This is a genomic window from Teichococcus oryzae (genome assembly GCF_008386565.1).
Lineage (GTDB): Bacteria > Pseudomonadota > Alphaproteobacteria > Acetobacterales > Acetobacteraceae > Pseudoroseomonas > Pseudoroseomonas oryzae.
The window spans coordinates 1-21,091 of record NZ_VUKA01000021.1; the positions used below are offsets into that span (position 1 = coordinate 1).

Here is a 21,091-nt window from a genome sequence, read left to right on the forward strand (position 1 = left end):
TGGAAGCCCTCGCAAGGCGGCGGCGGCACATGGATGCGCAGGCCCCGATAAGTGGCGGAGAGCGGCTCCCGCCAGACGGGCGACACCGAGGCAAGGTCGTCGCGCGTCAGCGTGCCACCATGCTCCGCCAGGAAGGTGACCATGCGGGCCCCGAGTTCGCCTCGGTACAACACGTCGGCACCGCCCTCCGCCACCTGCCGCAGCGTGGCGGCGAGCATCGGCGCGCGCACCTGATCGCCTGCCCGAAGCGTCGTGTGGAAGGGAAAGGTGGACGAAAAGGCCTCGCCCGTACCCGGAGCGGCCGCGTGGCCCGGGGCGAATTCCGCGACCTCCTCGATCCCGAAGGCGGAAAATTCGAACCCCTGCTCGGCGAGGGCTATCGCAGGCGCCAGCGCCTGACACAGGGGCAAGCGGCCATAAGCCGCGTGCAGCGCGCACCAGCCCGCAAGGTTTCCCGGGCTGGCCACCGCGGCTGGCCCGGAAAGCAGTTGCTCACGGGAGGTGAAGTGCCCGACCGGAAAAGACCGTGGGATCGGCGGTACGAAATCCAGCACCCGGACCCGCGCTTCCGCCGCGACCCACATGGTGGCGAAGCCCATGCCCGCCAAGCCGGACATGTAGGGCTCGACGACGTTCAGTGCCGCGGCCACCGCCACAGCGGCGTCGAAGGCGTTGCCACCTGCCTCCAGGATCTCGCAGCCCGCCTGCGACGCGCGCGGATGTGCGCTCGCCACCATGCCAGTGCCTCGCTGTTCCGGTGCGGGTGCAACAGCCGTCATAACGTCCCCTCTCTGTCGGTCATCTCAACTGCTCGACCGTAAGCCAGAGTTGCCCCTGAGTGGAGGCTATCCAGCGCAGTCTGGACCGCATTCATGCTGATTGACACAATCTCTGGCTGCCCATGGACCGCAAAGGGTGGGAAGCAGTTGGCTTCCGCACCGGAGCAATGCCGTCCCGTTGACAAAGGTCTCGCCGCCATGATGGATCCTCGCCGCCGCAGCCACCGTCCCTTGATCATGGGGCGCAAGGCTGCTGTCGCCACCAACCACCCGGCCGCCACGGAGGCCGGGCTCAGCATGCTGCGTGCGGGCGGCAATGCCGCGGACGCGGCCGCCGCCATCTCCCTGGCGCTGGGTGTGGCTGAGCCACACATGTCCGGACTGGGAGGCGACGGCTTCTACCACATCTGGGCATCCGCCGAGGCGCGATCCGTGGTTTACAACGGCGCGGGCACGGCGCCGGCGGCGGCGGATCCGGCCGGCTTCCCGCAGGGCATGCCGCTGTTCGGCCCTGCCAGTATCAGCACGCCAGGGGCACTGGCCGCTGTGACGGCCATGCACGCTGGCCACGGTGTGCTCCCATGGTCCGTCATCTGCCAGCCTGCCATCAACCTGGCCCGGGATGGCGTACCCGTGACCCACACCTACCGTGCCTTCGCCGGGCTGATGCGCGCGCGGCTGCAAGCAGATCCGACCGCTGCCGTGACCTTCCTGCACGATGGCGAGATTCCGGAGCTGGGTGCGCTGCTGGTGCAGCCTGACCTGGCCTGCACCCTGGAGGAGGTGGCGGCGAATGGAGCGGACTCCTTTTACCGCGGCTCCCTTGCCAGGCGGCTGGCGGCAGGGCTGCGACAAAGCGGTGCGCTGGTGGCCGTTGAGGATCTCGCCGCCTTTGAGCCTGAGGTGCAGCAGCCCCTCAGCATCCGCTACCGCGGCTTCGAGGTGCGGCAGACGCCGCCCAATTCCACCGGCTTCGTCTTGCTTCAGGAGCTGAAGATCGTCGAGCGCTTCGATCTGGCGGCGCTGGGAGAAGGCTCAGCCGAGCTGCTGCACCTGCTGGTCGAAGCCAAAAAGCTGGCCTTTCTGGACCGCGAGCGTCATGCCGGTGACCCGCGGTTCCGCGCCGTTCCGCTGGAGCACCTGCTGTCCGACAGCTACGCCGATGAACTGGCTGGGCGGATCGATCCGAAGCGCGCTGCCAGCATCCCACTGCAGCAACCTGTGCCAACGGACGGCAACACGACCTATTTCTGTGTGGTGGACGGCAATGGCAATGCTGTGTCCGCGATCCAGAGCCTGAACAATGCCTTCGGTTCCGGCACGGTTGCTGCCGGCACGGGCGTGCTGATGAACAACCGCATGAACTGCTGGCATCTGAATATGACGCATCCGAATGCGCTGCAACCTGGCAAACGGGTGCGCCATACCATGAACGCGCCCATGGTGCTGCGGGATGGCAGGCCCTGGGCGGTCTTTGGAACCCCTGGCGCTGACAATCAGGTTCAGGTCAACCTGCAAACGGCGGTCAGCCTGATCGACCTGGGTCTGGATCCCCAGCAGATCGCGGAGGCGCCACGTTGGAGCAGCGACCAGCCTGGCCAGGGGGCGAACTGGCCGCATGGCGGCAGTGACGCACTGACTCTCGAAGCGGGGTTTCCCGAGACCGCCCTCGAGGGCCTGGGAGAGCGTGGACACAACCTGAATATGATCCCCTACCTGGATGGTCCCTGCAGCATTGCCTGCATCCGCATGCTACCTAATGGGGTGCGCATGGCCGGGAGCGACCCGCGCCGCGACGGTTGGGCCGGCGCGCTCTGATTACCTTTATTGCTCCTGGGTGGCGAGCCAGCGCCATCCTGGATGGCGCTGACGGATGAGCAGTGGGCGGCGCTGGAGCCGCTGATTGAAACCTGTCGCCCACACCGCAAGACGCAGCACCATGACCTCCGGCGCACTATGGAGGCGATCGTCTGGCGTTGCCAGAACGGCGCCAAGTGGCGGGACGTGCCCGCCGAGTATGGTTCCTGGTTGGATGGCGGCGCAGACCTTCATTCGCTGGGGCAGGCATGGCGTCTGGGAGCGCTTGCTGAGCCTGGTGCAGGAGAAGGGCCTACGGCTCGATATGGCCTTCCTGGATGGCAGCAACATCCGCGCACATCAGAAGGCTGCCGGTGCGGCCAAAAAGGCGGGTCCTGAGCCCGACGCGATGCGCGTGAGGCTCTTGGCCGCTCTCGTGGTGGCTATGGCAAAGGCGTGCGTGATCGCCGATGGAGGAGGTCGCGCTGCGACGTTCGACCTAGCGCCAGGCCAGGCGCATGAACTGCCAATGGCACGCACCCTGCTCAGCTGCCTGCCGGACTGGCCGCCTCACTCGATCGGCTCAAGGCTGACGGGCCCTAGTCTGAGATGTGCTGCAAGCAAGCTCGCCACTGTCACTTTCCCACGTCGTTCACAGCTGGCGCTGGCAGAGCGAGAGCGGCTTCAGCCAGCACAAGCGTCCTCTGGCTCCCACTTTGACGCACATGATCGTCAGGGTCGGCGTCGCGAGCTCATCATTCGCGTCCTCACCTACAACCCCTTGATTCCCAGATCATCGGCCAAGAAGGTTTCAACGAAGCATGCGCAGTTCACTGGCGCCCTGACCGGAGCCGGCAGCCATTCGTTATTTCAGCCCCCGCGCTATGATGAGGCGTTGCACATCACTCGTGCCCTCATAGATCTGGCAGACGCGCACGTCGCGATAAATGCGCTCGACCTGAAAGTCGGCCAGATAGCCGTAGCCGCCATAGACCTGGATTGCTGCTGAGCATACAAGTTCCGCGGCTTCGGAGGCAAAGAGCTTCGCCATGGAGGCCTCGGTGAGACATGGCAGGCCGGCCTGCCGGAGGGCGGCGGCGTGAAGCACCATCTGCCGGGCCGCCTCGATGCGAGTGGCCATGTCGGCAAGGCGGAAGGCGATTGCCTGATGCTGAATGATGGGCTTGCTGAAGGTGATGCGCTCTTGAGCATAGGCGTGGGCCGCCTCGAACGCCCCGCGCGCCATACCTACGCATTGGGCGGCAATGCCGATGCGGCCGCCCTCAAGATTGGATAGCGCAATCTTCAGCCCCTCGCCCTCTGCACCGAGCCGCAGATCTGCCGGAATGCGCATGTCGTTGAAGGCAAGCTGGCAGGTGTCCGAGGAATGCTGACCGAGCTTCTGCTCGATGTGGACCACCTCGTAACCAGGGGTATCAGTGGGCACAATGAAGGCGGAAATCCCTTTCTTGCCCGCATCCGGATCGGTGACCGCGAACACAATCATCAGGTTGCCGTTCTTGCCCGAGGTGATGAACTGCTTGGAACCGGAAAGGATGTAATAGTCACCATCGCGGCGCGCGCGGGTCCGGAGGTTCGCTGCGTCCGAACCCGCCTGCGGCTCGGTGAGGGCGAAGCCGCCGACCCACGCACCTGAAGCGAGCACCGGCAGAAAGCGTTCGCGCTGTTCCGCGGTGCCGAACTGCAGGATCGGGATGCAGACCAGGGAGCAATGCACGCTCACGATGGTGGAGCAGGCCCCATCCGCTGCTGCAATTTCCTCCACTGCGAGGGCATAGGCGACCAGGTCAGTTTCAGAGCCGCCATAACGCTCCGGCACCAACATGCCGAGAAAGCCGAGGCTACCCATTTCCGCGAGTTCTTCGCGGGGAAAGCGGTGCTCCCGGTCGCGGGCGGCGGCGCCCGGGGCAAGGCGATCCTGCGCGAAAGCGCGCACAGCCTTGCGGATCTCGGCTTGGGTCTCGGTGAGGATCATGGGCAGGTTTCTCCGGAATCATCGTTGTTGTTCATCGCGTCAGCCATAGAGTTCCGACCATCATGTCCAGCGTGCCCGGAGCTTTCATGGACTGGCGACAGGCGCCTGGCACAAGGAGGACCATCGGACAGCGAAGAGGCTCCCCGAGCAAGCCAAGACACCTCGACGGCAGAGTAGCTTGCACCTCAACCACGCCACTTGGTGACGTTCGCCGCCGCCGATCCCTATGCATCTCATGCGGTTTCGAGGGATTGCCTCGTCACCTTCTGCCGGCTCCTGCCTCGGCACAGCGTTGCGGGGGCGCTGCCTTCTGTCCCGCTCGCAGGATGTCCGTGGCCTGATGCCCTTCCTCCACCCCATCGATCAGGAACACCTCGCCCCGCGCATTGCACCGCCGCAGCGGCAGCAGCGCCTGGTAAGCCGGAGAGCCATACCAGGACCGGGCGGCGGCCCGGTCCGGAAAGGCGATGACGATCAGGTCGCTCCCACCGCTGCCTTCGAGCACCTCACATGGGCCACCATGGATCAGAAAGCGGCCCCCAAAGGGCGCCAGCGTGGCATCGATGCCTTCCAGATAGGTGACAATATCAGCCCCCATCCTCACGTCGTGCAGCAGGCCAATGGCGTAGCAGGTCATGGCATAATCCTTCCTTCCGGCTCAGGCCATTGCCGGAGCAGGCCGCGCCCCGGCTTCCAGCCAGGCCAGCAGGGCCACCGCGCCGGCCTGGCCAAGCAGGAACAGCCAACCCGGCAGGCTGGGCGACACCAGCCCCAGCATTGGCAGCAGCACGCTCCCCATGGCCCAGAGCGCATTGCCGGCCACCACCAGGCCCAGGCCCCAGCGCGGAACGGCGGGCCGGCAGGCCAGCCACGCCATGAAGGCCGCGATCAGCAGCAGCGCCAGCCCGGCCCCACCCAGCAACGTGGGCGGCAGGGCCATCCAGCGGCCCAGCGGGACAGGAGCGGCCAGCAGCGCGGCCCCCATGACGGCGCAGCTCAGCGCGTCGAGGCCCAGCAGGGTATGCAGGGGCAGGCGGAAAGTCGGATGGCGCATGGCGCGGTCCTCGCGGATCAGCGGCACCGCGGGATGCGGGCCGGTGCGGCGAGGCTGGACCCTGCCCCGGCAACCGGTCGATGACCTCGCAGGTCATTGTTCCTTGCCCGGGAGGCTGGCTAGGCTCCGGCCATGATGAACACGGAGCGGCCTACGGCTGGCACCCTGCTGCGGCACTGGCGGCGGCAAAAACGGCTGAGCCAGATGGCCCTGGCGCTGGAGGCCGGGATCTCGCAGCGGCATCTGAGTTGCCTGGAGGGCGGACGTGCCCTGCCCAGCCGGGCAATGGTGCTGCATCTGACGGAGCAGCTCCGCGTGCCGCTGCGCGAGCGCAACGCCATCCTGGCGGCGGCGGGCTTCGCGCCATTCTTCCGCGAGCGCCCGTTGCAGGCGCCGGAACTGGCGGCGGCGCGGCAGGCCATGGAGCGCATCCTGCACGGGCACAGCCCGCACCCGGCCCTGGCGGTGGACCGGCACTGGAACCTGATCTCGGCCAATGAGGCGGTCTTCGCGCTGCTGGGCGGGTTGTCAGGCCCGCTGATGCAGCCGCCGGTCAATGTGCTGCGCCTCAGCCTGCATCCGGAGGGGCTGGCGCCGCGCATCCTGAACTTCGCCGAATGGCGTGCCCACCTCCTGGCGCGGCTGACGCATGAGGTGCAGGCCAGCGCCGATGCGGTGCTGCTGCGGCTGCTGGAGGAGCTGAAGGCCTATCCCTTGCCGCCCCAGGCGCGCGGGACCCGCGCGGCGCCCCTCGACGAGGCCAGCATCGCCGTACCGCTACGGCTAGCAGGCGCCGAGGGGCCGCTCAGCTTCCTCAGCACCACGACGGTGTTCGGCACGGCGGTGGATGTCACCCTGGCCGAGGTGACGATCGAGACCTTCTTCCCAGCCGATGACACAACCGCCCTGGCAATGCCGAGGCTGTTGGGGCGTCGCGGGGAGTGAACTCCGACAACTCCGGCCTCCTCAAATCACGCGACCTGCTGTTGGGCCATCTTGACCACACTTATGCTGGACGGCGTGCTCTACCGTCTGTCGGCCTTGGAGAACGGGCAGAGGTATACAAACTGCGACTACCGGTTGAGCCGAAGACCCCTCGAAACGGTCAGCGTTCACCGGATCGGCCCGGCCTCTCTGAGAAGGCTAGCAAGACACTCCATCCCAAATAGGTAAGCAAGGAGATAGGGGACCACCCCTACTACCCGCATATCCCTATTGCCCTCTTTCTCCCACTATGTCCCTATCCGCCAAGTGGGGGCTATGGGGATAGCTGTTTTCTAAGGGGATAGATGGATATGGGGAATATCTTAACGGTCGCCTCAGGCAAGGGCGGCTGTGCCAAGACAACCACCGTGATGATCCTAGCGGCCAATCTGGCGGCCCAGGGCTTCAAGGTGGCCGTGGTCGACGCGGACCGGAACCAGAGCTTCGCCGGATGGCATGCCGCGGCCTATGAGGGTCCTCCCCTCACCTGCCGCAGTGAAGTGGACCACATTAAGGTCGTCGACCTCGCGGCGGAGCTGGCAGAGGACCACGACGTGGTCCTGGTGGATACTGCTGGCTTTGAGAACCTGACCGCCGCCTCCGCCATCGGCATGGCTGACCACGTCCTCATCCCCTGCATGCCCGACCGCGGCAGTGTCCTGGAGACGATGCGGACTAGCCAGCAGGTTGGTAGCCTCTCTAAGGCTGCTAGGAGGTCTATCCCTTATAGTGTCGTTCTTACCCGTTGGAAGCCGCGGGGCCTCTCAGAGCGTGCCACGTTGGAGAGCCTTCAGGAGGAAAAGATCAGTCCCCTTCAGCAGTCCTTCGGAGACCTAGCCGACTTCGCAAAGATGTCCTTCAGCGGCATGGTGCCGATCTCCGGCAAAGTGGGGCAGCAGGCCTCTAGCCTAATAGCGGAGCTAGTCGCCAAGGGGGCTATCCCCAATACTCCCGCTAGGGGTGTAGCTGCATGAGCAACTTCAAGCCCAAGCGTGTGAGCGGCGCAGATCTGGCGGCGCAGATCTCCGACGCCACCCGGAACACGCCTGCCGCAGTCGTCACCCACATCCGCCCTGAACCGCCGCCTGCGTCTCCTGTGGTCGAGGCTGCCAACACACAGGTCAACTTCAAGGTCACGGCAGCCTTCGCTGACCTAATTGCGGAGGAGGCCACCAAGGCGGGCAGCACACGGCGTTTCTTCGCCCGTCTCATGCGGGACGCAGGTTATGCAGTTCCAGAAGCGGACGTAAACCCGCCGGAGGGCCGGCGTAGGGGGCGTAAGGGGGGATAGCCCGGAAGGGGCATAGGCGGCTATGTGGGTATCCCCATATCGGGAAACCCGTGCATGGAGTCGGGTGAGCCAGCTGTGCCTTCTTGCGAGGGAGATGGCTCACTAGCCCACAAGCGAGGTGTGGCCTCTTGCAAGCAAACTAATATCCGCACATCTCGTGAGCCTTCGGGAAGGTGCCCTACTTCTACCGCTTGCAGCTGGATGGCTCCTGCGGCTCCCCCGCAGCGACAGCGGAGCATTTTAGCATTCCTTGGAAATGGTCCGGGAGATTGGCGGCCGGAGCATATCCGGCCATTCCACGAGGAAGCGCGGATTGCCGAGGCTGAAGAGCGCTGGGATAAAGCAAGCAGCGAGGGGCAGTGTCCATGGGCGAGTTCGCGATCCAGTATCTCGGTGAGAGCCCTATCTATCCAGGGCATCCGATCACGATCAGCCTCCTCATCATGCATCGGTTTTCGGACCTCGGGGCAGCGAAGCAAACAGCGGAGAACGGCTTTGCCTCGGCGCTGGCCACGCCAGACATCCCGGGAGCGGGCAGCGAGATCGCCTACGCCCTGAACCTCCTGGAGCGTCTGGCGGAAGGACGCTTCTCCCTCGCGGACGCCTTTGAGACTGCGTCCATCCGCTGGAAGGAGAACCCCCTGAACGTGCCCGCGGACACGATCATGGCCGGGCAGGAACAAGCCAAGCGCCTGTGTGACAGCTTCATCGCGCAGGCTATGGAATGGCTTCCCTAAGGGCTAACCCTGCTACCGATCAGCCTTTCACCTCGCGCGTGCCGAATATGCCGAGGCCGGAGCAGGCACGCATCTCATCAAGCTCGCGCTGCGCCCGCAGCCGGAGCCGCCTCAGCGATCTGACCTCCTGCAGCACTGCCCAGAGCGGAAGCTCAACTGTCTCAAACTGCACCCAGGACGGGCCCAGCTCTCTGGCGGCAGGGCAGCTAGCAAGCGGTTGTACGGAACGGTGGAAGGAGGATCGGAGAGGGGTGCAAGAAGCTCCAATGATGATCACTGTCGGCAATCGCATTCTGAACAAGTCGTAAGCGAATGGCCGCATCATCCCTCTGGAGGTCACCGTGGAGGCCATGGGCATCTTGCCCACACTTGCCGCACAGGCGTTCGGAGCCTAGGCGCCCTTTGATTAAAAGCCGCCCCGGCTCTGCCGAACCGGGGCGGTGAGGGGAGGGTACGAAGAGAAGTCCAAGCTGGATACAGGTAGTAACCTCTATTAAATGCGCCTCTTATGGTTGTGGTTTCACAGAAAATGCAGCTTTTAATGAAGCCTATTAAGGTACCCATCTGGCGGTTTCCGCGCCGGCCTCACTCGCACGAAGGCGCTGAGGCCTCGTCTTGCTACTGCTCGCCCCGACATTGTCGGGCTGGGCTTTCCGCTACCGGCCAAGCAGCCTGAAAGAACCGTCCAGGCTCAAAAATCCGCAGAGCACCGCTACCTTAAGCTGTTCAGATCAGGGGTTAACATCTCAAGGTTGTGTGATTATGTTGGGTGCTCCATCGCGCTTCTGCGCAGATGCCAGGAGAAAGCTACGGACATGGATAAGGTGGAGATGGTCCTGGTTACCCTGAGTGGCTTTCTGGCTTCTTGGAGCTTCACCATCCTGTGGTGACTGGGCTCATTGGAGCCTCTGCTGCTGCTGCTGGCATGTCCAGCAGACTGACTTGTCCTCGCTAGCGGAACAGCCGAAACTGCCCCGCCCCTGCCGCGCCAGGGGCGGTTTCGCGGACAAGCCGCCAGACGACTTAGCCCGGCGGCATAAAGCCTCACCATCCGGTCTGGTTTCGGTGGATCACCGAAGGTGGCTGGCGCGGCTCAGACGCCTCAGCATAGGAGCCTACAAGGGTAGCTCTTCCGCCCACGATGCCGAGATGGGTCGACGCGGAACCATGAAAGGCTGCGGCAAAGCCTTGCTGGGCGCAGCTGAGCCAGCTTCCAAGACCTCTTTCAGGCTGGTGAAGGCCGGCGAGGTTCAGCCAAAGACGATATCGCCCGCGCGCACGCCACGCACGCCCTCGAGCAGGATCTCGCCGGTTTCGTAGACGGCCGGGAAGCTGAGCAACAGGCCCCTGGCGGCCTCAGCCAGGTCAGCCGAGGCGATGAAGTAGCCGCTGAGATCGATCTTGTGGTGCCGGACTGACAAACGCGGATGACGTCGTGGCAGCACTGGAGGCCCGACTGCTGGGGCAGCAGTCTGAACCCTCACCCCCAGACATAGTCGTTGGTGGCGAGGCTGGTGACGTTGTCGATGGTGAGGTGGGTGACGCTGCCATCGGCGGCGCGGATCGACCAGTCGTCGCCCTGGTGGGTCAGGGTGGCGCCCTTGCCGAAGCCCTTCAGCAGCAGCGTGTCGCCGCCGGCGCGGCCGGCGCCCTGGAAGTCGGTGATGACATCGTGGCCCAGGCCCTTGGTGATGACAAAGGTGTCGTTTCCGCCGCCGCCGGTCAGCACGTCATCGCCGCCGCGGCCGTCGAGGACGTTGGGCGCGTCATTGCCGGTGATCCGGTTGGCCAGCGCGTTGCCGGTCGCCGTGGTCCAGGAGGCGCCGGTGATGACGAGGTTCTCGACCTGGTCCGGCAGGGTGTAGCTGGTCAGCCAGGTCTGCACCGTGTCGATGCCCTGGCCGGCATATTCGACCACCTTGTCATTGGCCGCGTAGACCACATAGGTGTCGTCGCCGGCGCCGCCCTTCAGGGTGTCGCCGCCGCCATTGCCCTTGAAGCCGTCGCGGCCGGCGCTGCCGGTCAGCGTCTCGGCCTTGGCCGTGCCATAGAGCCACTTCGTCGGCGCGCCGCTGCCCGGCAGCACAGCCGGCGTTTCGGCGGCCGGCGGCAGCACCGGCGCCGCGGCGATCGGCGCCTTGATGTTGACCAGCGAAAAGTCGTCCGCCGCGAGGCTGCCCAGCTTGACGCCGAGCAGGGTCAGGCTCTGCCCGTCGCCGAGGTTGATCACCGTGTCCGCGCCGGATTGCCGGGCGGCCGCCTTCACGGCGGCGAAATCCTTGAGGGCGAAGCCGTCGAGCCTGACCACATCGCCCAGGCCGGCACCGCCCCTGAAATCGGTGATGGTGTCGTTGCCCTCGCCGCGGGCGATGACAAAGATGTCGTTGCCGGCGCCGCCGGTCAGCAGGTCGTTGCCGCCCTTGCCGTTCAGCTGGTTCGGGCTGGCATTGCCGATGATGATGTTGGCCTGGGCGTTGCCGGTGCCGTTCGACCAGCCCGCCCCGGTGAAAGTCAGGTTCTCGACATGCTCGGGCAGGGTGTAGCTGGACAGCCAGGTCTGCACGGTGTCGATGCCCTGGCCGGCGGCCTCGATGACCTTGTCACTGGCGCCGAACACCACATAGGTGTCGTCGCCCTTGCCGCCGCGCAGGGTGTCACCGCCGCCACTGGACTGATGCCAGTCATTGCTGCTGCCGCCGACCCAGTTCTTGCCGCCCCAGGACTGGAAGTCCCAGGCGCCGCTGGCCTTGGCCACCAGGCCGTCAGTGGCTGGGCTGGAAGGCTCCGGCACCACCGGGGGCCTGGCGCCGCCCCCGTCCGGGAGTTCGACGGTGCTGGGGCCGGAGAAGTACTTCTTGTAGGCCGCGCCGGTGGTGGGGTCGCTGTTGTCGGACAGCTTGCCCGGATAATCCACATTGGAGTCCCAGTAGGATTGCAGCACGACGTCGTGGCTGTCGAACCAGGCCTTGGCGAGCTTCACGAACTCGGCCGAATAGTCGCCCTGCACGCCCCACTCGGAATAGGAGGTCGGCTTGCCATGCGCCTTGGCGAAGTTCTCCAGCCATTGCAGGCCATAGACGTCGTCGCGGATGGCGGCGAAGCCCTTGGCGGCGTCGTAGCCGTGCCATTGCGGCTTGTAGTAGAAATCCATGCCGATGATGTCGACCACGTCGTCACCGGGATAGATCGTCGCCGGATCGAGCCCGCCGCTGGTCTGCGACACGTTCCACTCGAAGACAAAGCGGTCGGACACGTCGCGGAAGGTTTCGACGAATTCGCGGAAGGCGCCCTTGAAGGCCTCTTCCTTGCCGATGGCGTTCCAGAAGAACCAGTCGCCATTCGCCTCCCAGCCGGTGCGGACATAGATCTTCTCGGTGCCCGGCGTGCCGTTCAGGATCGTCAGCGCGACCTGCTCGTAATACTTGTTGTAGTCGCCCTTGGCGGCATTCCACAGATTGCCTTCCTTGGAGATGATCGGCACCGACCAGTGCAGGTCGCGCCCCAGATCCTTCCACAGGCTGTTGACGCTCCACTTGGCACTGCTGACGTAGTCGTTCCAGCTCTGGAAGCCGACCACCGCATGCACGAAATCCACCTCGCGGCCGAGCCACGTCTCGAAGCTGTGGACGTGGCTCTTGTTGTTGTCGATGTAGACGCCGAGAGCGGTCATGGGGGGCTCACTTTGGAGGATCACAGCCCCTGCGGGGCTGATCACTCAAAAGTGAGTGATAATGGTCAAGAAAGGGTTAAGACGGCGCGGATCGCGTCAAACCCTCGCGCAGGGCTGACATGAGCTTGGACGGGGCTGTGCAGACGTGGGCGTGTTCAGCAACCGCTAACAAAACCACTCTGGCTACAGCCGCACGGGATCTGGGTCTGAAGGGCATAGAAGATTTTGCGGATTGGCGCGCTGTGGGCAGTTCGGGGACACGTCCCCAGCCGGGCTTCCTTATTGCAGCTGGCCTTGAAAGCGCGCAGGCGCGCCTCGCGCCCTACTCACCCTGGCAGAACTACTCGGCCTACTCGAACTCGGCATCGACGCCGCTACCGAGCCTGCCTGAGGATCTTTCAGGAGAAGCTCCTGTAACTCACTGCGGCTCCCCCTGCCCTGCGGCTCGCACTACCATGGTCAGTGGCCTTGAAGGGTCCAAAGTAAGTGGTTCACGCAAAAAGCCGTCCGCATCACTCGCCATGCTGTATGGTTGGTGCTCAGGAATAAAGGCCTGCCGAGTGACGATCCGGCTAAGAGATTGGCATCCGAGAAGGCACACGATATTACGTGCGATAAAGAAATTAAGTGTTTAAAATCAGTATACTATCAATGCCAAACTTCAGGAATACCGGATATCCGCAGGGCCTGACCTGTGGATATCCGGTGTCCCGGCGTTATAGATATCCGAAAATCCGGATATTCATTTATCCGGAACTCCTGAATTCCCGTTATCCGATTTTTCTGGGTAGCTTCCGCAGATCGACAAAGTCGGCATCCGAGACCGGATATCCCGCATCGCGTAAGATCTCCAAGAGCAGCTTGGATGCCGAGATGCCACGTTTCGCTGCACGGATCCGCATCTCCATGCGAACTGGTTCGGGCATTAAGAACTCCGCATTCACTACCTTGGAGCGTGTTGCCTTACCCGGCGTGCGCTTCGGAACAACCTCCTCGATGAGCGGTTGCAGGCGAGCCTTGATTTCGTCATCGCCAATGTCAGGAAGTGCGGGGGCTGGACGCTTGCTCATTGGGCATCAATCGGCAGGAGGCTCATGACCTCGTCGGTCAGAGCTGAGACGTTGGCGGCAGCTCCGCCTTCAGGGTCGATCTCAGATGGTGACTGGCCGGTATAGGTCATCATTTTGAATGCCGCCCGCTCCACCAATTCGCAGGTCATTAGCGGCAAACCCTTCGCCAGGAACTGCTTCCGGCTGTGATCAGCAACCCGCTGCCGCAAAACGGGTGTCCTTGTGAGAATGACTTTGGTCGGAATATCCCGGCCAGTCAGATCGGCCGCCTTGGCCACCACATCCAGAGTCTTCATCGCCTCGACGACATCAAATAGGCTCGGCTGCGCGGGAACCAGAACCAAGTCAGCCTTGCCGCAGGCATACAACATCGCCTGGTTAGAACTGCCCTCTAGGTCGATGAGGACTACCTTCGCCCGAAGCGTGGCATCTCGAATAGCCGGCAATATAGTGTCCACAGTGGCGATCTCGCCGCGGACTCCGTGCGGCCGCCCCTTACGAACTGCCTCGTAAAGCGTCCGGTTAGGGTCGGCATCGATGCACTCGACTGCGCATTCTTCCGGATTTCCGGATTTCCGGATTCCTGGCATTCCGGATAACCTTCGAGCCATCTCTATGGCTAGGCAGTAGGTGAGGGTGGTCTTACCCACCCCGCCTTTGGTGCTGGCAAGTGCCAGAATCGGCGCGGTTTTCATGCGTGAAGCATCCGACAGACTTAATCTCCTGACAACCGGCTTTCCGGAACTAGGGATATCCTGGCCTCCGGATATCCGGAACTCCTCTAAAACACTGTTAGAAAATAATGCTTTGCAGGCGCCAGCTTCACGCTAGCCTGAGGATGAAAGGGTGGTTACCCTGGCCGCCACAATTTGGAGATCCGCAGAGAAGCAGAACCCAGAAACGAAAAAGCCCTCACGGCGCCAACCGTAAGAGCTTTCCGTCACCGCCGAGAGGCGGGCGCGAGAACCAAATTCTACGCTCGCATCCTGCCTCACCAAGCCTCCTTTCGCAAGCGCCAACTTGCGGAAATGCCTGAGGCTTGTCCGGCGGCTGACGGTCCAATCCACAAGGACCGATTGATGTCGTTCGACCGCAATGCTTTCGCGCGGGCTGTCTGGCTCGCCTACACCACCCGTGAGCTGACCCTCAGGGGCCAGCGCCTGACGGCCACGGGCTATCTCCTGGCCCGTGTCATGCTGCGCCGTGCTCGGAAAGGCACCGGCCAGCTCTGGCCGTCCCGCTGCACCCTGGCGCTGGATCTCGGCATCTCCGAAAAGACGGTGACCCGCCAGCACGCCATTCTGCGTGATCTGGGCCTCCTGGTTTGGCAGACGCGCCAGACCCGGCGCTGCCGGAAGGACACCAACCTTTATGCCCTCCTGTCTCCCGAGCCAGAAAACAAAGAAGAATCAATCTGTGATTCTTCCGGGGACAATTTGTCCCTTGGAGGCCGGGCGGCGCTTGCGCGGCTGGCGCAACTCTGTGGTGGCAGCCCCGGAGATCTGCTGTCCTGGCTGACTTCGGATCAGAAAGGTGAGGGGGCCCTGGCTCCAGGCGCCGGCTGAGGCGGTGGGCTGCCTTGCGATGGGAGGAGGGTGCGCCGGAGGGCTGGACCATGGAAACGAAGGACGACGCGGCGGCCGAACTCTGTCTCAGCGGGGCTGCGGCCTTGGGCCTGATGCCATGAGCCATGCTTCGCAGACCCGGCGAGGGAAGGGGGGCCTGACGCTGCGCCGCCGTGTGGCCAGCCTGCTGCGCCTAGCCAGCGGCGACCTCCAAGACGCGCAACAACTCTCTAAGACAGGTTCGCGCAACGCAGCCGGCCTGATGCGCGCGGCGATCGAGCGGATGATCGCCGCGGTGTTAGCCAGCAAGCGCGGCGAGGCGGCGGCAGGCGGCGAGGCGGCCAGCGCCGTCATCGACCCGCGCCACCCGCTGAAGCCCCGCCTGCAAGCTGGAAGCAGTCCTGCCGGTGCGGGAGCCGCTGCGCAGGGATGGCAGCCTGGCGCCACCCTCCGAGGACGCCCTCTCGCCCCCCGCTGCTGCTGCAGGCTGGGGCCGTGCTCCACCAGCTTTGTGCCGCCTTTGGCGTGGATCGGGCAGGCGAGGAACCCGCGGCCGCAGCCGCAAGCCCCGGCGCCGCCTCCACCGGCCAAGCCGCCGCCGCGTCCGCCGCCCCTGCGGGTTGTTGCCGCAAAGCCGGCACCCGCTGCCAAAGGCCAGGGAAGGGGGCGCAGAGCCGCGACACCGCCGGCATCCTCTCTTGCGCCGACGCGCGGTCTATCGGTGTCAAAGGCACCTGCGGTTCTGGCCGGCCTGACCTCCAGCGCCTTCTGGACGCTGATGGATCGCTGGCAGATGTCGGATGAACCAGCGCTGGAGTTGCTGGGCCATGGCGGTGGGCTGACCCGGAAGAAAACGCGGCCGCGCTTCAAGCTGACCCCGGCCGAGGCGGAGACATTGCAGCTGCTCCAGGGTCTCGACGCCAGCCTGACCCGCCTGGCGCAGAGATCCCGCGAAGTGGCTCCGCCAGCCGCTCAAGCCGGCCCCGTTCCAGGGCACCCGGCCGCTCGACTGGATGCTGCGGCATCCGGGGCAGGGGGCGCAGGACCTAGCGCAGCATCTGTTGCAATCGGCCCTGCGGGCGTCCCTGAAGGGCGGGGCCGGTGACCCATCGCAACCTCCGGGCTGGCATCCAGCCGCGCTTCAGGGGCCGCCAACGAAGCTGGCCCGGCAGCGTTGAAGCGATGCAGCCCCGAGGAGAAGCCGAAGGTCATGTTCACGCTTGAAATTGGCGGCCAGCCCATCGCCGTCATCGATGCCGAGGAGGCGGAGGCGCGCCACATCGTCGAGAATGAGGGGTTCCGCGCGGATCTCCAGCGCCTGCAGACGGACGGAAAGCCGCTCTGGGACGGCCAGGCCCCTCTCAACCTCCGGCCAGCGACCGAGGACGAGATGGCGGCCTTCGATGACAGTGACGATATTCTGGAAGGGGTGGATCCGGGCGATGAGGATGATGCTGCTCCGGAAGAGGACGATGAGGAGGAGATGGAAGTGGTGTTCCTGGTCCCGCTGGATGATGGGGATGACGAAGACTGAGGGGCAGCCGGCCGGGCTGCCTCCGCACACCAGCAGATCATCCCCTCAGCGAGCCTGAAGGAACCGTCAGGACCACGCCACACCATCAGGCCACGCGGAAGCCGATCCACACCTTGGAGGTTGGATCCTCAGGCAGCGAGGAGAAGCCTGGCATGATCATGGGTTCGAGCGGCGGCTCCATGCCGGATCACGACGAGCACAGCCAGTCCGACCGCCAGGAGTGGCGGCTGGTCCTGGGGCTGCTGCTGTTGTGGTGCGGAATGGTTGCCCTCGGCGTGGTGCTGGCCGGCTCCATCGGGCAGTGAGAGGCCGGGCAGGACGCCGATCCGCCCGCTGATAGCAAGCGGTGATGCTGCCCAAGGGAGCGTGGAGGCCCTGGCGGCCGCTGTCGGCACTGGTGAGTTCGGTGTGGCAGGCAGCCTTGGAACCCCTCAGGCCGGAGCGACAATCAGGCAGTGCGGCGCCTCACAAAACCATCCGGTAAGCGTCGGTTATCGGGTGACATAAAAGGTTGGTGGGCGGCACTTCTGGATGGAGAACCCCACATCCGCCTGGCGGAGGGAACGCTGTTGAACGGCTATTCACCACGGGCGATACATCGGCATTGCCGCTTGCTGGACGCCAAGCGCTCAGAAGGAGAAGCGACGTCACGCCCTGTGCTTCCTCTGACTAAAAAGCGGACTCGGAGCTCCTGATCGAAATGGCGGGACGGGCTGGCGGCCTCGGGAACTTCTACCTAGACGAGAGATGCGTCGCTGATCCACCATATCGCGGGAATTGATGAGGCGGACGAGCAGGCCCATGGATACTGACGGCAACGGGCAGGAACGCTGGGATGAACGCCGCGAGAAGCGCCATCCTCTGATCAAGATGGCGCGGATCACCTTCGACGCCGTGGTGCTTGACGGTGTGGTGCTGAACATCTCCAGCAGTGGGGCGCGGATCTATCTTCCGGTGAAGGCTGCGGTGCCCGAACAGGTGCTGCTGCACCTGCCCGACGGTGTGACCCACCCTGCACGCCTTCGCTGGCAGCATGTTGACGAAATTGGCCTCGAATTCATCCCGGTTGTCGCGCCCGGCAAAGCCCGCCATGAGCACGCATGGGCAGCCTGTCGGGCAGCGCGTGATGCGGATCTGACGGAGGTTGTCCGGCTTCTGCAGGCCGGCGAATTCTTCAACGACGACGCGTTGCGCCAGGCTGCGCTGGAGGCTGAAGCGGCCTATGTGCGCCTCATCATTGCGCTGCGGCGGCACGTGCTCATTTCGCCGGCCCTCTCTGCCAAGGACTGACTTCCTCCTGAGGCGGCCAGCTCGACCCACCGTCAGCGGCGGCAGGTGGCATGGCAGCAGAGCGGCTAGAGCCCGAATTGGTCGAAAGCGGATATGTGGCTTCAGGCCCTCCACCGCCGGACCCGGCCCAATTCGGTCACCGGCTGCTTCGCGCAGCCTGACCTAAAGCGAACGTTCGGCCGTGAACGAGCTACGTGTACCGCCTATCGAGCGGTTATCTGGCTTGCCGCATTCCATCAGACGGCTCAGGAGGCTGGAGGTATCGGCAGTAGGGGTTCCGGGAAAAATCTCTCTGTCGTCAAGTGGGATAGCTTGTCTGGATTTCTGACAATGTAGATCGCAGCGATCCCGTCCTCGCGGATGTCGAGCGCTGTCGTCTGAAGTACGCCGCCTCGATCGAGGCTGACATAGCCTGGTAGGCCGTCGATGGTGACGACGCGAAGCAGCGTCGGCAGCACGGAAGCCTTGCGACGTTGACCGGCGAAGAGGCGCAGGGCCCGCTCGATGCCGTGGATAGCATTGCGGAAGGCAAGCACCTTGCCGCCGCCATCGGTATGGATCTCGACATTTCTTGCCAGCAGCGCGGACAGGGCCGCAACGTCCCCGTCGCGTGCGGCGACGAAGAAGGCGCGGGTGATCCGCTCCGCATGCACCGGTTCGATACTGAAGCGGGGACGCGCGACCCGTACGTGCTGGCGGACCGCGGCCGGCTCGCGGTCGAGGGTGACGGCCACCTCCGACAGCGGCACGTCGAAGACGTCGTGCAGGAGGAAGGCCGCTCGCTCCAGAGGCGATAAACGCTCCAGGGCCAGCATCAGCGTGACCGTAACGTCGTCCGCGACCGTCTCCTCCGGTTCCATGGATCCGACCAGGGGATCGGGCAGCCAGGGTCCGACATAGGTTTCCCGCCGAGCCCGTGCCAAGCGGCGTCGGTCGAGGCAAAGACGCGTGACGATGCGGGTGAGATAGGCGGGAGGCGAATCGATGCCACCCCCGACCCTAACCCACCGCAGCCATGCGTCCTGCACCACATCCTCCGCCTCGGTGAGCGAGCCTGTCATTCGGTAGGCCAATCGAGCCAGGCGCTTGCGCTCTGCCTCGAAGGCGGTGGTCCGCTGATCGCCCATCGCTTCCATCCGCACCATTTCCTCGCCGGCCATATCCGCTGTCCCGATCACTCGCGCAGCCCGATCCCAAGGACAAGACGATCGAGCGTGCCCGGATGTGACATCGGCGGTGTCAGGCGGAGATGCTGGGCGGCATGTCACACCCCGACCGGCCGGCTCGTCATGGCTTCGAGCGTCGATCTCCGGCGTTCCAAGCATAGAGGTTCGGCATGAGCGAGAACAAAAGGCTGGTCTGGCACGAGGTGGCGCCGCAGGGTGCGAAGACGCTCTTCGGCATCCACCACTACATCACCGCAGGCACCGACCTACCCCACGAACTGATCCACCTCGTCTTCCTCCGCGTGTCGCAGATCAACGGCTGCGCACACTGCATCGACCTGCACACCCGGGACTTCCTCAAAACGATGCCGTTTGAGAAGGTCGCCTTGGTTCCGGTCTGGGCCGAGGTGCCCCACCTGTTCTCTGACCAGTACCGTGCCGCGCTCGCCTGGGCGGAGGAAGTCACGCTCGTCAGCGAGACGCACGCTTCCGACGCAGCTTATGCGGCTGCGAGCGCGGCCTTCGTGGCGAAGGATCTCGTGGACCTCACGATCACCATTGCGGCAATGAACGCATTCAACCGGCTCGGCGCGCCCTTTCGGCTCCCGGTCAGGGCAAAAGCCTGATCCGCTTCTTTGCCTCGTCAGGGGTGGCATCCACGCTGCCGCCCCGCTTCCAATCCTTCAGTCCATACCGCACATCCGGTCACGCAGAAGGGTCCAGTGTCCGCTGCGAGGCCGCTCAGACCTGAAAGTCAACAGTCAGCATCCCACCGATCTGGACCATTGGCAGTCGGAGGCACATGTCCGCTTTGCCAAAGCTGATTGGTCACTCAGATGTCTGAGAAGGGCGCGAAGCTGCCGATCCCCCTGAACTTCACCTGCTAGTGCTGCGTACCGCGGATCGCGAACAAGGGGCCGGCCCGAACCACACGAGAGGCGTTGATTGCGGCAGGCGCGCGGGACGGCCCACGGCGAGGGCCCGCAGAGCGCCCGCCATCAGGAACTCACGCGCCGAGGCCACGCCCGCCAGGGTACCCTGCACCTCGCCCCTCACCGTCGCCAGCACGACCGGTGTCAGGCCACGATAGGTTACCTGTGCGATGTCCAGCCTCTCGCGCACCTTCAGCGCCCCTGGCCGCGCCCGCGCCGCCGCCGCCAGCGTCGCGTTTTCCACCGTGACCGTCTGCCCCCAGCGCGCTGTCAGCCTTTCCGCCAGGACCCCGCGCCAGGGTGCCCAGGCCGCCACCCGGCGGATAGGGCACGATCCGCACCGGCTTCGCAGGCCAGTTCTGCGCGCGCGCATTCTCTTTGGGCAGGATTACCTGTTCAGGGAGTAGCGCGACGCGGAAAGAGACGTTTCTGGCGCCCTGATCCGGAACTCGCTAGGTTGCTAATATTTCGAAATTCGGAGCAATGCTTGCCGGACGATCGCGAAGAGCCGTCAACCCTCGCCTCCCGCGTCCATGCGCGACTGCGGGAGGATGTAATCTCCGGCGCGCTGCCGCCTGGATCGAAGCTGACCCTGGAGGGGTTGCGCGGCCGCTATAAGGTCGGCATGACGCCGTTGCGAGAAGCGCTCTACCGCCTGTCAACCACGTTGCTGGTGGAGGCGCATGACCAGCGCGGCTTCCGCGTCGCCGCCCTTAACTTGGCCCATTTCGAACAGGTGGTGAGCGCGCGGGAACGACTGGAAACACTGATGCTGGAAGATTCGATACGCGCAGGCGACGCTACCTGGTCCCTGCGCGTCGCGGAATCGCACAGAGCGCTAGACACGCTGACCATGTATGAGGGGCAGGGTTCCGACATGTTGAATCCGGCTTGGCGGCTAGCGCACCACCAGTTCCACTACGAGACGCTGTCGGGCAGCCGGCACTTTATCCAGGACCTGTTCCACGCCATCCTGTGGGACCATTCTAGCCGCTACCGCAACATCCTGCGGCCGCCGCCGCTGGATGAAACGGTGCTGAAATCCGACCATGCCAAGCTCGCGGAAGCCGTTCTGGCACGGGATGTGGAAATGGCGGTGCTGATCCTGCGGCGCCACATCCGCCATGGCTCGGCTTCTATCAGAAAAGCGTTGAAGAAAGAAAATTTCGAAAATCCTTGACCAGTCTAGCCGGACCTTTACGCTTCGCCATCAACAAGGAAAACAG

The 21,091-nt window shown here is 64.4% G+C and carries 20 protein-coding genes and 1 pseudogene; 11 read left to right on the forward strand and 10 right to left on the reverse strand.

All coding sequences use genetic code 11. The annotated features are described in order from the left end of the window. Window positions 1-737, reverse strand: a 737-nt coding sequence (locus F0Q34_RS19310) for a gamma-glutamyltransferase (RefSeq protein ID WP_174242079.1), incomplete at its 3' end; no start/stop codon positions are given. A gap of 135 nt (window positions 738-872) precedes the next feature. On the opposite strand from F0Q34_RS19310, the gene ggt reads away from it, so the two are divergent. Both ggt and F0Q34_RS19320 read left to right on the forward strand, forming a co-directional pair. Next, window positions 873-2,597, forward strand: coding sequence for a gamma-glutamyltransferase (gene ggt, locus F0Q34_RS19315; RefSeq protein ID WP_149813940.1), 1,725 nt, complete (start codon window positions 873-875; stop codon window positions 2,595-2,597). A gap of 42 nt (window positions 2,598-2,639) precedes the next feature. Then, a pseudogene (locus F0Q34_RS19320) lies at window positions 2,640-3,165 on the forward strand (IS5 family transposase); the annotation flags it as partial. 276 nt (window positions 3,166-3,441) lie between these two features. Here F0Q34_RS19320 and F0Q34_RS19325 read toward each other — a convergent pair. The 3 genes from F0Q34_RS19325 to F0Q34_RS19335 form a co-directional block, all read right to left on the reverse strand. After that, a complete protein-coding gene (locus F0Q34_RS19325; RefSeq protein ID WP_149813942.1) occupies window positions 3,442-4,572 on the reverse strand; it encodes an acyl-CoA dehydrogenase family protein in 1,131 nt (376 codons plus the stop codon). Window positions 4,573-4,831: 259 nt separating this feature from the next. Beyond that, window positions 4,832-5,209 carry a DUF1330 domain-containing protein gene (locus F0Q34_RS19330; RefSeq protein WP_149813944.1) on the reverse strand — a complete coding sequence of 126 codons (378 nt, stop codon included), beginning with the start codon at window positions 5,207-5,209 and terminating at the stop codon, window positions 4,832-4,834. A gap of 21 nt (window positions 5,210-5,230) precedes the next feature. Further along, the gene (locus F0Q34_RS19335) at window positions 5,231-5,626 is read right to left on the reverse strand and encodes a hypothetical protein (RefSeq protein ID WP_149813946.1); all 396 of its coding nucleotides are present in this window, start codon (window positions 5,624-5,626) and stop codon (window positions 5,231-5,233) included. A 132-nt stretch (window positions 5,627-5,758) separates the two neighbouring features. On the opposite strand from F0Q34_RS19335, the gene F0Q34_RS19340 reads away from it, so the two are divergent. The 3 genes from F0Q34_RS19340 (at window position 5,759) to F0Q34_RS19350 (ending at window position 8,638) form a co-directional block, all read left to right on the forward strand. Beyond that, the gene (locus tag F0Q34_RS19340) at window positions 5,759-6,571 is read left to right on the forward strand and encodes a helix-turn-helix domain-containing protein (RefSeq protein WP_241665588.1); all 813 of its coding nucleotides are present in this window, start codon (window positions 5,759-5,761) and stop codon (window positions 6,569-6,571) included. A 344-nt stretch (window positions 6,572-6,915) separates the two neighbouring features. Continuing rightward, window positions 6,916-7,584, forward strand: coding sequence for a ParA family protein (locus F0Q34_RS19345; protein WP_149813947.1), 669 nt, complete (start codon window positions 6,916-6,918; stop codon window positions 7,582-7,584). 682 nt (window positions 7,585-8,266) lie between these two features. After that, window positions 8,267-8,638, forward strand: coding sequence for a hypothetical protein (locus tag F0Q34_RS19350; protein ID WP_149813948.1), 372 nt, complete (start codon window positions 8,267-8,269; stop codon window positions 8,636-8,638). Between the two features lie 1,250 nt (window positions 8,639-9,888). Here F0Q34_RS19350 and F0Q34_RS19355 read toward each other — a convergent pair. The 4 genes from F0Q34_RS19355 to F0Q34_RS19370 all read right to left on the reverse strand — a co-directional run bounded on the left by F0Q34_RS19355 (window position 9,889) and on the right by F0Q34_RS19370 (window position 14,073). Continuing rightward, a complete protein-coding gene (locus F0Q34_RS19355) occupies window positions 9,889-10,083 on the reverse strand; it encodes a hypothetical protein (RefSeq protein ID WP_149813950.1) in 195 nt (64 codons plus the stop codon). 35 nt (window positions 10,084-10,118) lie between these two features. After that, the gene (locus F0Q34_RS19360) at window positions 10,119-12,308 is read right to left on the reverse strand and encodes a glycosyl hydrolase (protein WP_149813951.1); all 2,190 of its coding nucleotides are present in this window, start codon (window positions 12,306-12,308) and stop codon (window positions 10,119-10,121) included. Between the two features lie 770 nt (window positions 12,309-13,078). After that, on the reverse strand, window positions 13,079-13,378 hold the full coding sequence (locus F0Q34_RS19365; protein ID WP_149813952.1) for a hypothetical protein: 300 nt from the start codon (window positions 13,376-13,378) through the stop codon (window positions 13,079-13,081). Continuing rightward, window positions 13,375-14,073, reverse strand: coding sequence for a ParA family protein (locus F0Q34_RS19370; RefSeq protein ID WP_149813954.1), 699 nt, complete (start codon window positions 14,071-14,073; stop codon window positions 13,375-13,377). The genes F0Q34_RS19365 and F0Q34_RS19370 overlap by 4 nt, the downstream gene beginning before the upstream one ends. A gap of 384 nt (window positions 14,074-14,457) precedes the next feature. On the opposite strand from F0Q34_RS19370, the gene F0Q34_RS19375 reads away from it, so the two are divergent. The 4 genes from F0Q34_RS19375 to F0Q34_RS19385 all read left to right on the forward strand — a co-directional run bounded on the left by F0Q34_RS19375 (window position 14,458) and on the right by F0Q34_RS19385 (window position 17,767). Further along, on the forward strand, window positions 14,458-14,943 hold the full coding sequence (locus F0Q34_RS19375) for a helix-turn-helix domain-containing protein (RefSeq protein WP_161600952.1): 486 nt from the start codon (window positions 14,458-14,460) through the stop codon (window positions 14,941-14,943). Window positions 14,944-16,153: 1,210 nt separating this feature from the next. After that, window positions 16,154-16,477, forward strand: coding sequence for a hypothetical protein (locus tag F0Q34_RS19380; RefSeq protein ID WP_149813957.1), 324 nt, complete (start codon window positions 16,154-16,156; stop codon window positions 16,475-16,477). A 152-nt stretch (window positions 16,478-16,629) separates the two neighbouring features. Continuing rightward, window positions 16,630-16,782, forward strand: coding sequence for a hypothetical protein (locus F0Q34_RS21895; protein ID WP_161600953.1), 153 nt, complete (start codon window positions 16,630-16,632; stop codon window positions 16,780-16,782). A 496-nt stretch (window positions 16,783-17,278) separates the two neighbouring features. Then, window positions 17,279-17,767: a PilZ domain-containing protein gene (locus F0Q34_RS19385; protein WP_161600954.1), complete on the forward strand. Its 489-nt coding sequence runs from the start codon at window positions 17,279-17,281 to the stop codon at window positions 17,765-17,767. Between the two features lie 245 nt (window positions 17,768-18,012). On the opposite strand, the gene sigJ is transcribed toward F0Q34_RS19385, so the two are convergent. Beyond that, window positions 18,013-18,927, reverse strand: coding sequence for an RNA polymerase sigma factor SigJ (gene sigJ, locus F0Q34_RS19390; RefSeq protein ID WP_149813960.1), 915 nt, complete (start codon window positions 18,925-18,927; stop codon window positions 18,013-18,015). A 176-nt stretch (window positions 18,928-19,103) separates the two neighbouring features. Here sigJ and F0Q34_RS19395 point away from each other — a divergent pair, with 176 nt between their 5' ends. Next, the gene (locus F0Q34_RS19395) at window positions 19,104-19,559 is read left to right on the forward strand and encodes a carboxymuconolactone decarboxylase family protein (protein ID WP_149813962.1); all 456 of its coding nucleotides are present in this window, start codon (window positions 19,104-19,106) and stop codon (window positions 19,557-19,559) included. 250 nt (window positions 19,560-19,809) lie between these two features. Here the strand turns inward: F0Q34_RS19395 and F0Q34_RS21900 are convergent, their stop codons facing one another. After that, the gene (locus F0Q34_RS21900; RefSeq protein ID WP_161600955.1) at window positions 19,810-20,181 is read right to left on the reverse strand and encodes a tripartite tricarboxylate transporter substrate-binding protein; all 372 of its coding nucleotides are present in this window, start codon (window positions 20,179-20,181) and stop codon (window positions 19,810-19,812) included. A gap of 171 nt (window positions 20,182-20,352) precedes the next feature. On the opposite strand from F0Q34_RS21900, the gene F0Q34_RS21905 reads away from it, so the two are divergent. Beyond that, window positions 20,353-21,045, forward strand: coding sequence for a GntR family transcriptional regulator (locus F0Q34_RS21905; protein ID WP_161600956.1), 693 nt, complete (start codon window positions 20,353-20,355; stop codon window positions 21,043-21,045). Window positions 21,046-21,091: the final 46 nt, after the last annotated feature.

Coding starts and splice junctions, on each gene's coding strand:
- ggt (WP_149813940.1), top strand. CDS start 873: ATGCTGATTGACACAATCTCTGGCTGCCCATGGACCGCAAAGGGTGGG.
- F0Q34_RS19325 (WP_149813942.1), bottom strand. CDS start 4,572: ATGATCCTCACCGAGACCCAAGCCGAGATCCGCAAGGCTGTGCGCGCT.
- F0Q34_RS19330 (WP_149813944.1), bottom strand. CDS start 5,209: ATGACCTGCTACGCCATTGGCCTGCTGCACGACGTGAGGATGGGGGCT.
- F0Q34_RS19335 (WP_149813946.1), bottom strand. CDS start 5,626: ATGCGCCATCCGACTTTCCGCCTGCCCCTGCATACCCTGCTGGGCCTC.
- F0Q34_RS19340 (WP_241665588.1), top strand. CDS start 5,759: ATGATGAACACGGAGCGGCCTACGGCTGGCACCCTGCTGCGGCACTGG.
- F0Q34_RS19345 (WP_149813947.1), top strand. CDS start 6,916: ATGGATATGGGGAATATCTTAACGGTCGCCTCAGGCAAGGGCGGCTGT.
- F0Q34_RS19350 (WP_149813948.1), top strand. CDS start 8,267: ATGGGCGAGTTCGCGATCCAGTATCTCGGTGAGAGCCCTATCTATCCA.
- F0Q34_RS19360 (WP_149813951.1), bottom strand. CDS start 12,308: ATGACCGCTCTCGGCGTCTACATCGACAACAACAAGAGCCACGTCCAC.
- F0Q34_RS19365 (WP_149813952.1), bottom strand. CDS start 13,378: ATGAGCAAGCGTCCAGCCCCCGCACTTCCTGACATTGGCGATGACGAA.
- F0Q34_RS19370 (WP_149813954.1), bottom strand. CDS start 14,073: ATGAAAACCGCGCCGATTCTGGCACTTGCCAGCACCAAAGGCGGGGTG.
- F0Q34_RS19375 (WP_161600952.1), top strand. CDS start 14,458: ATGTCGTTCGACCGCAATGCTTTCGCGCGGGCTGTCTGGCTCGCCTAC.
- F0Q34_RS19380 (WP_149813957.1), top strand. CDS start 16,154: ATGTTCACGCTTGAAATTGGCGGCCAGCCCATCGCCGTCATCGATGCC.
- F0Q34_RS21895 (WP_161600953.1), top strand. CDS start 16,630: ATGATCATGGGTTCGAGCGGCGGCTCCATGCCGGATCACGACGAGCAC.
- F0Q34_RS19385 (WP_161600954.1), top strand. CDS start 17,279: ATGGATACTGACGGCAACGGGCAGGAACGCTGGGATGAACGCCGCGAG.
- sigJ (WP_149813960.1), bottom strand. CDS start 18,927: ATGGCCGGCGAGGAAATGGTGCGGATGGAAGCGATGGGCGATCAGCGG.
- F0Q34_RS19395 (WP_149813962.1), top strand. CDS start 19,104: ATGAGCGAGAACAAAAGGCTGGTCTGGCACGAGGTGGCGCCGCAGGGT.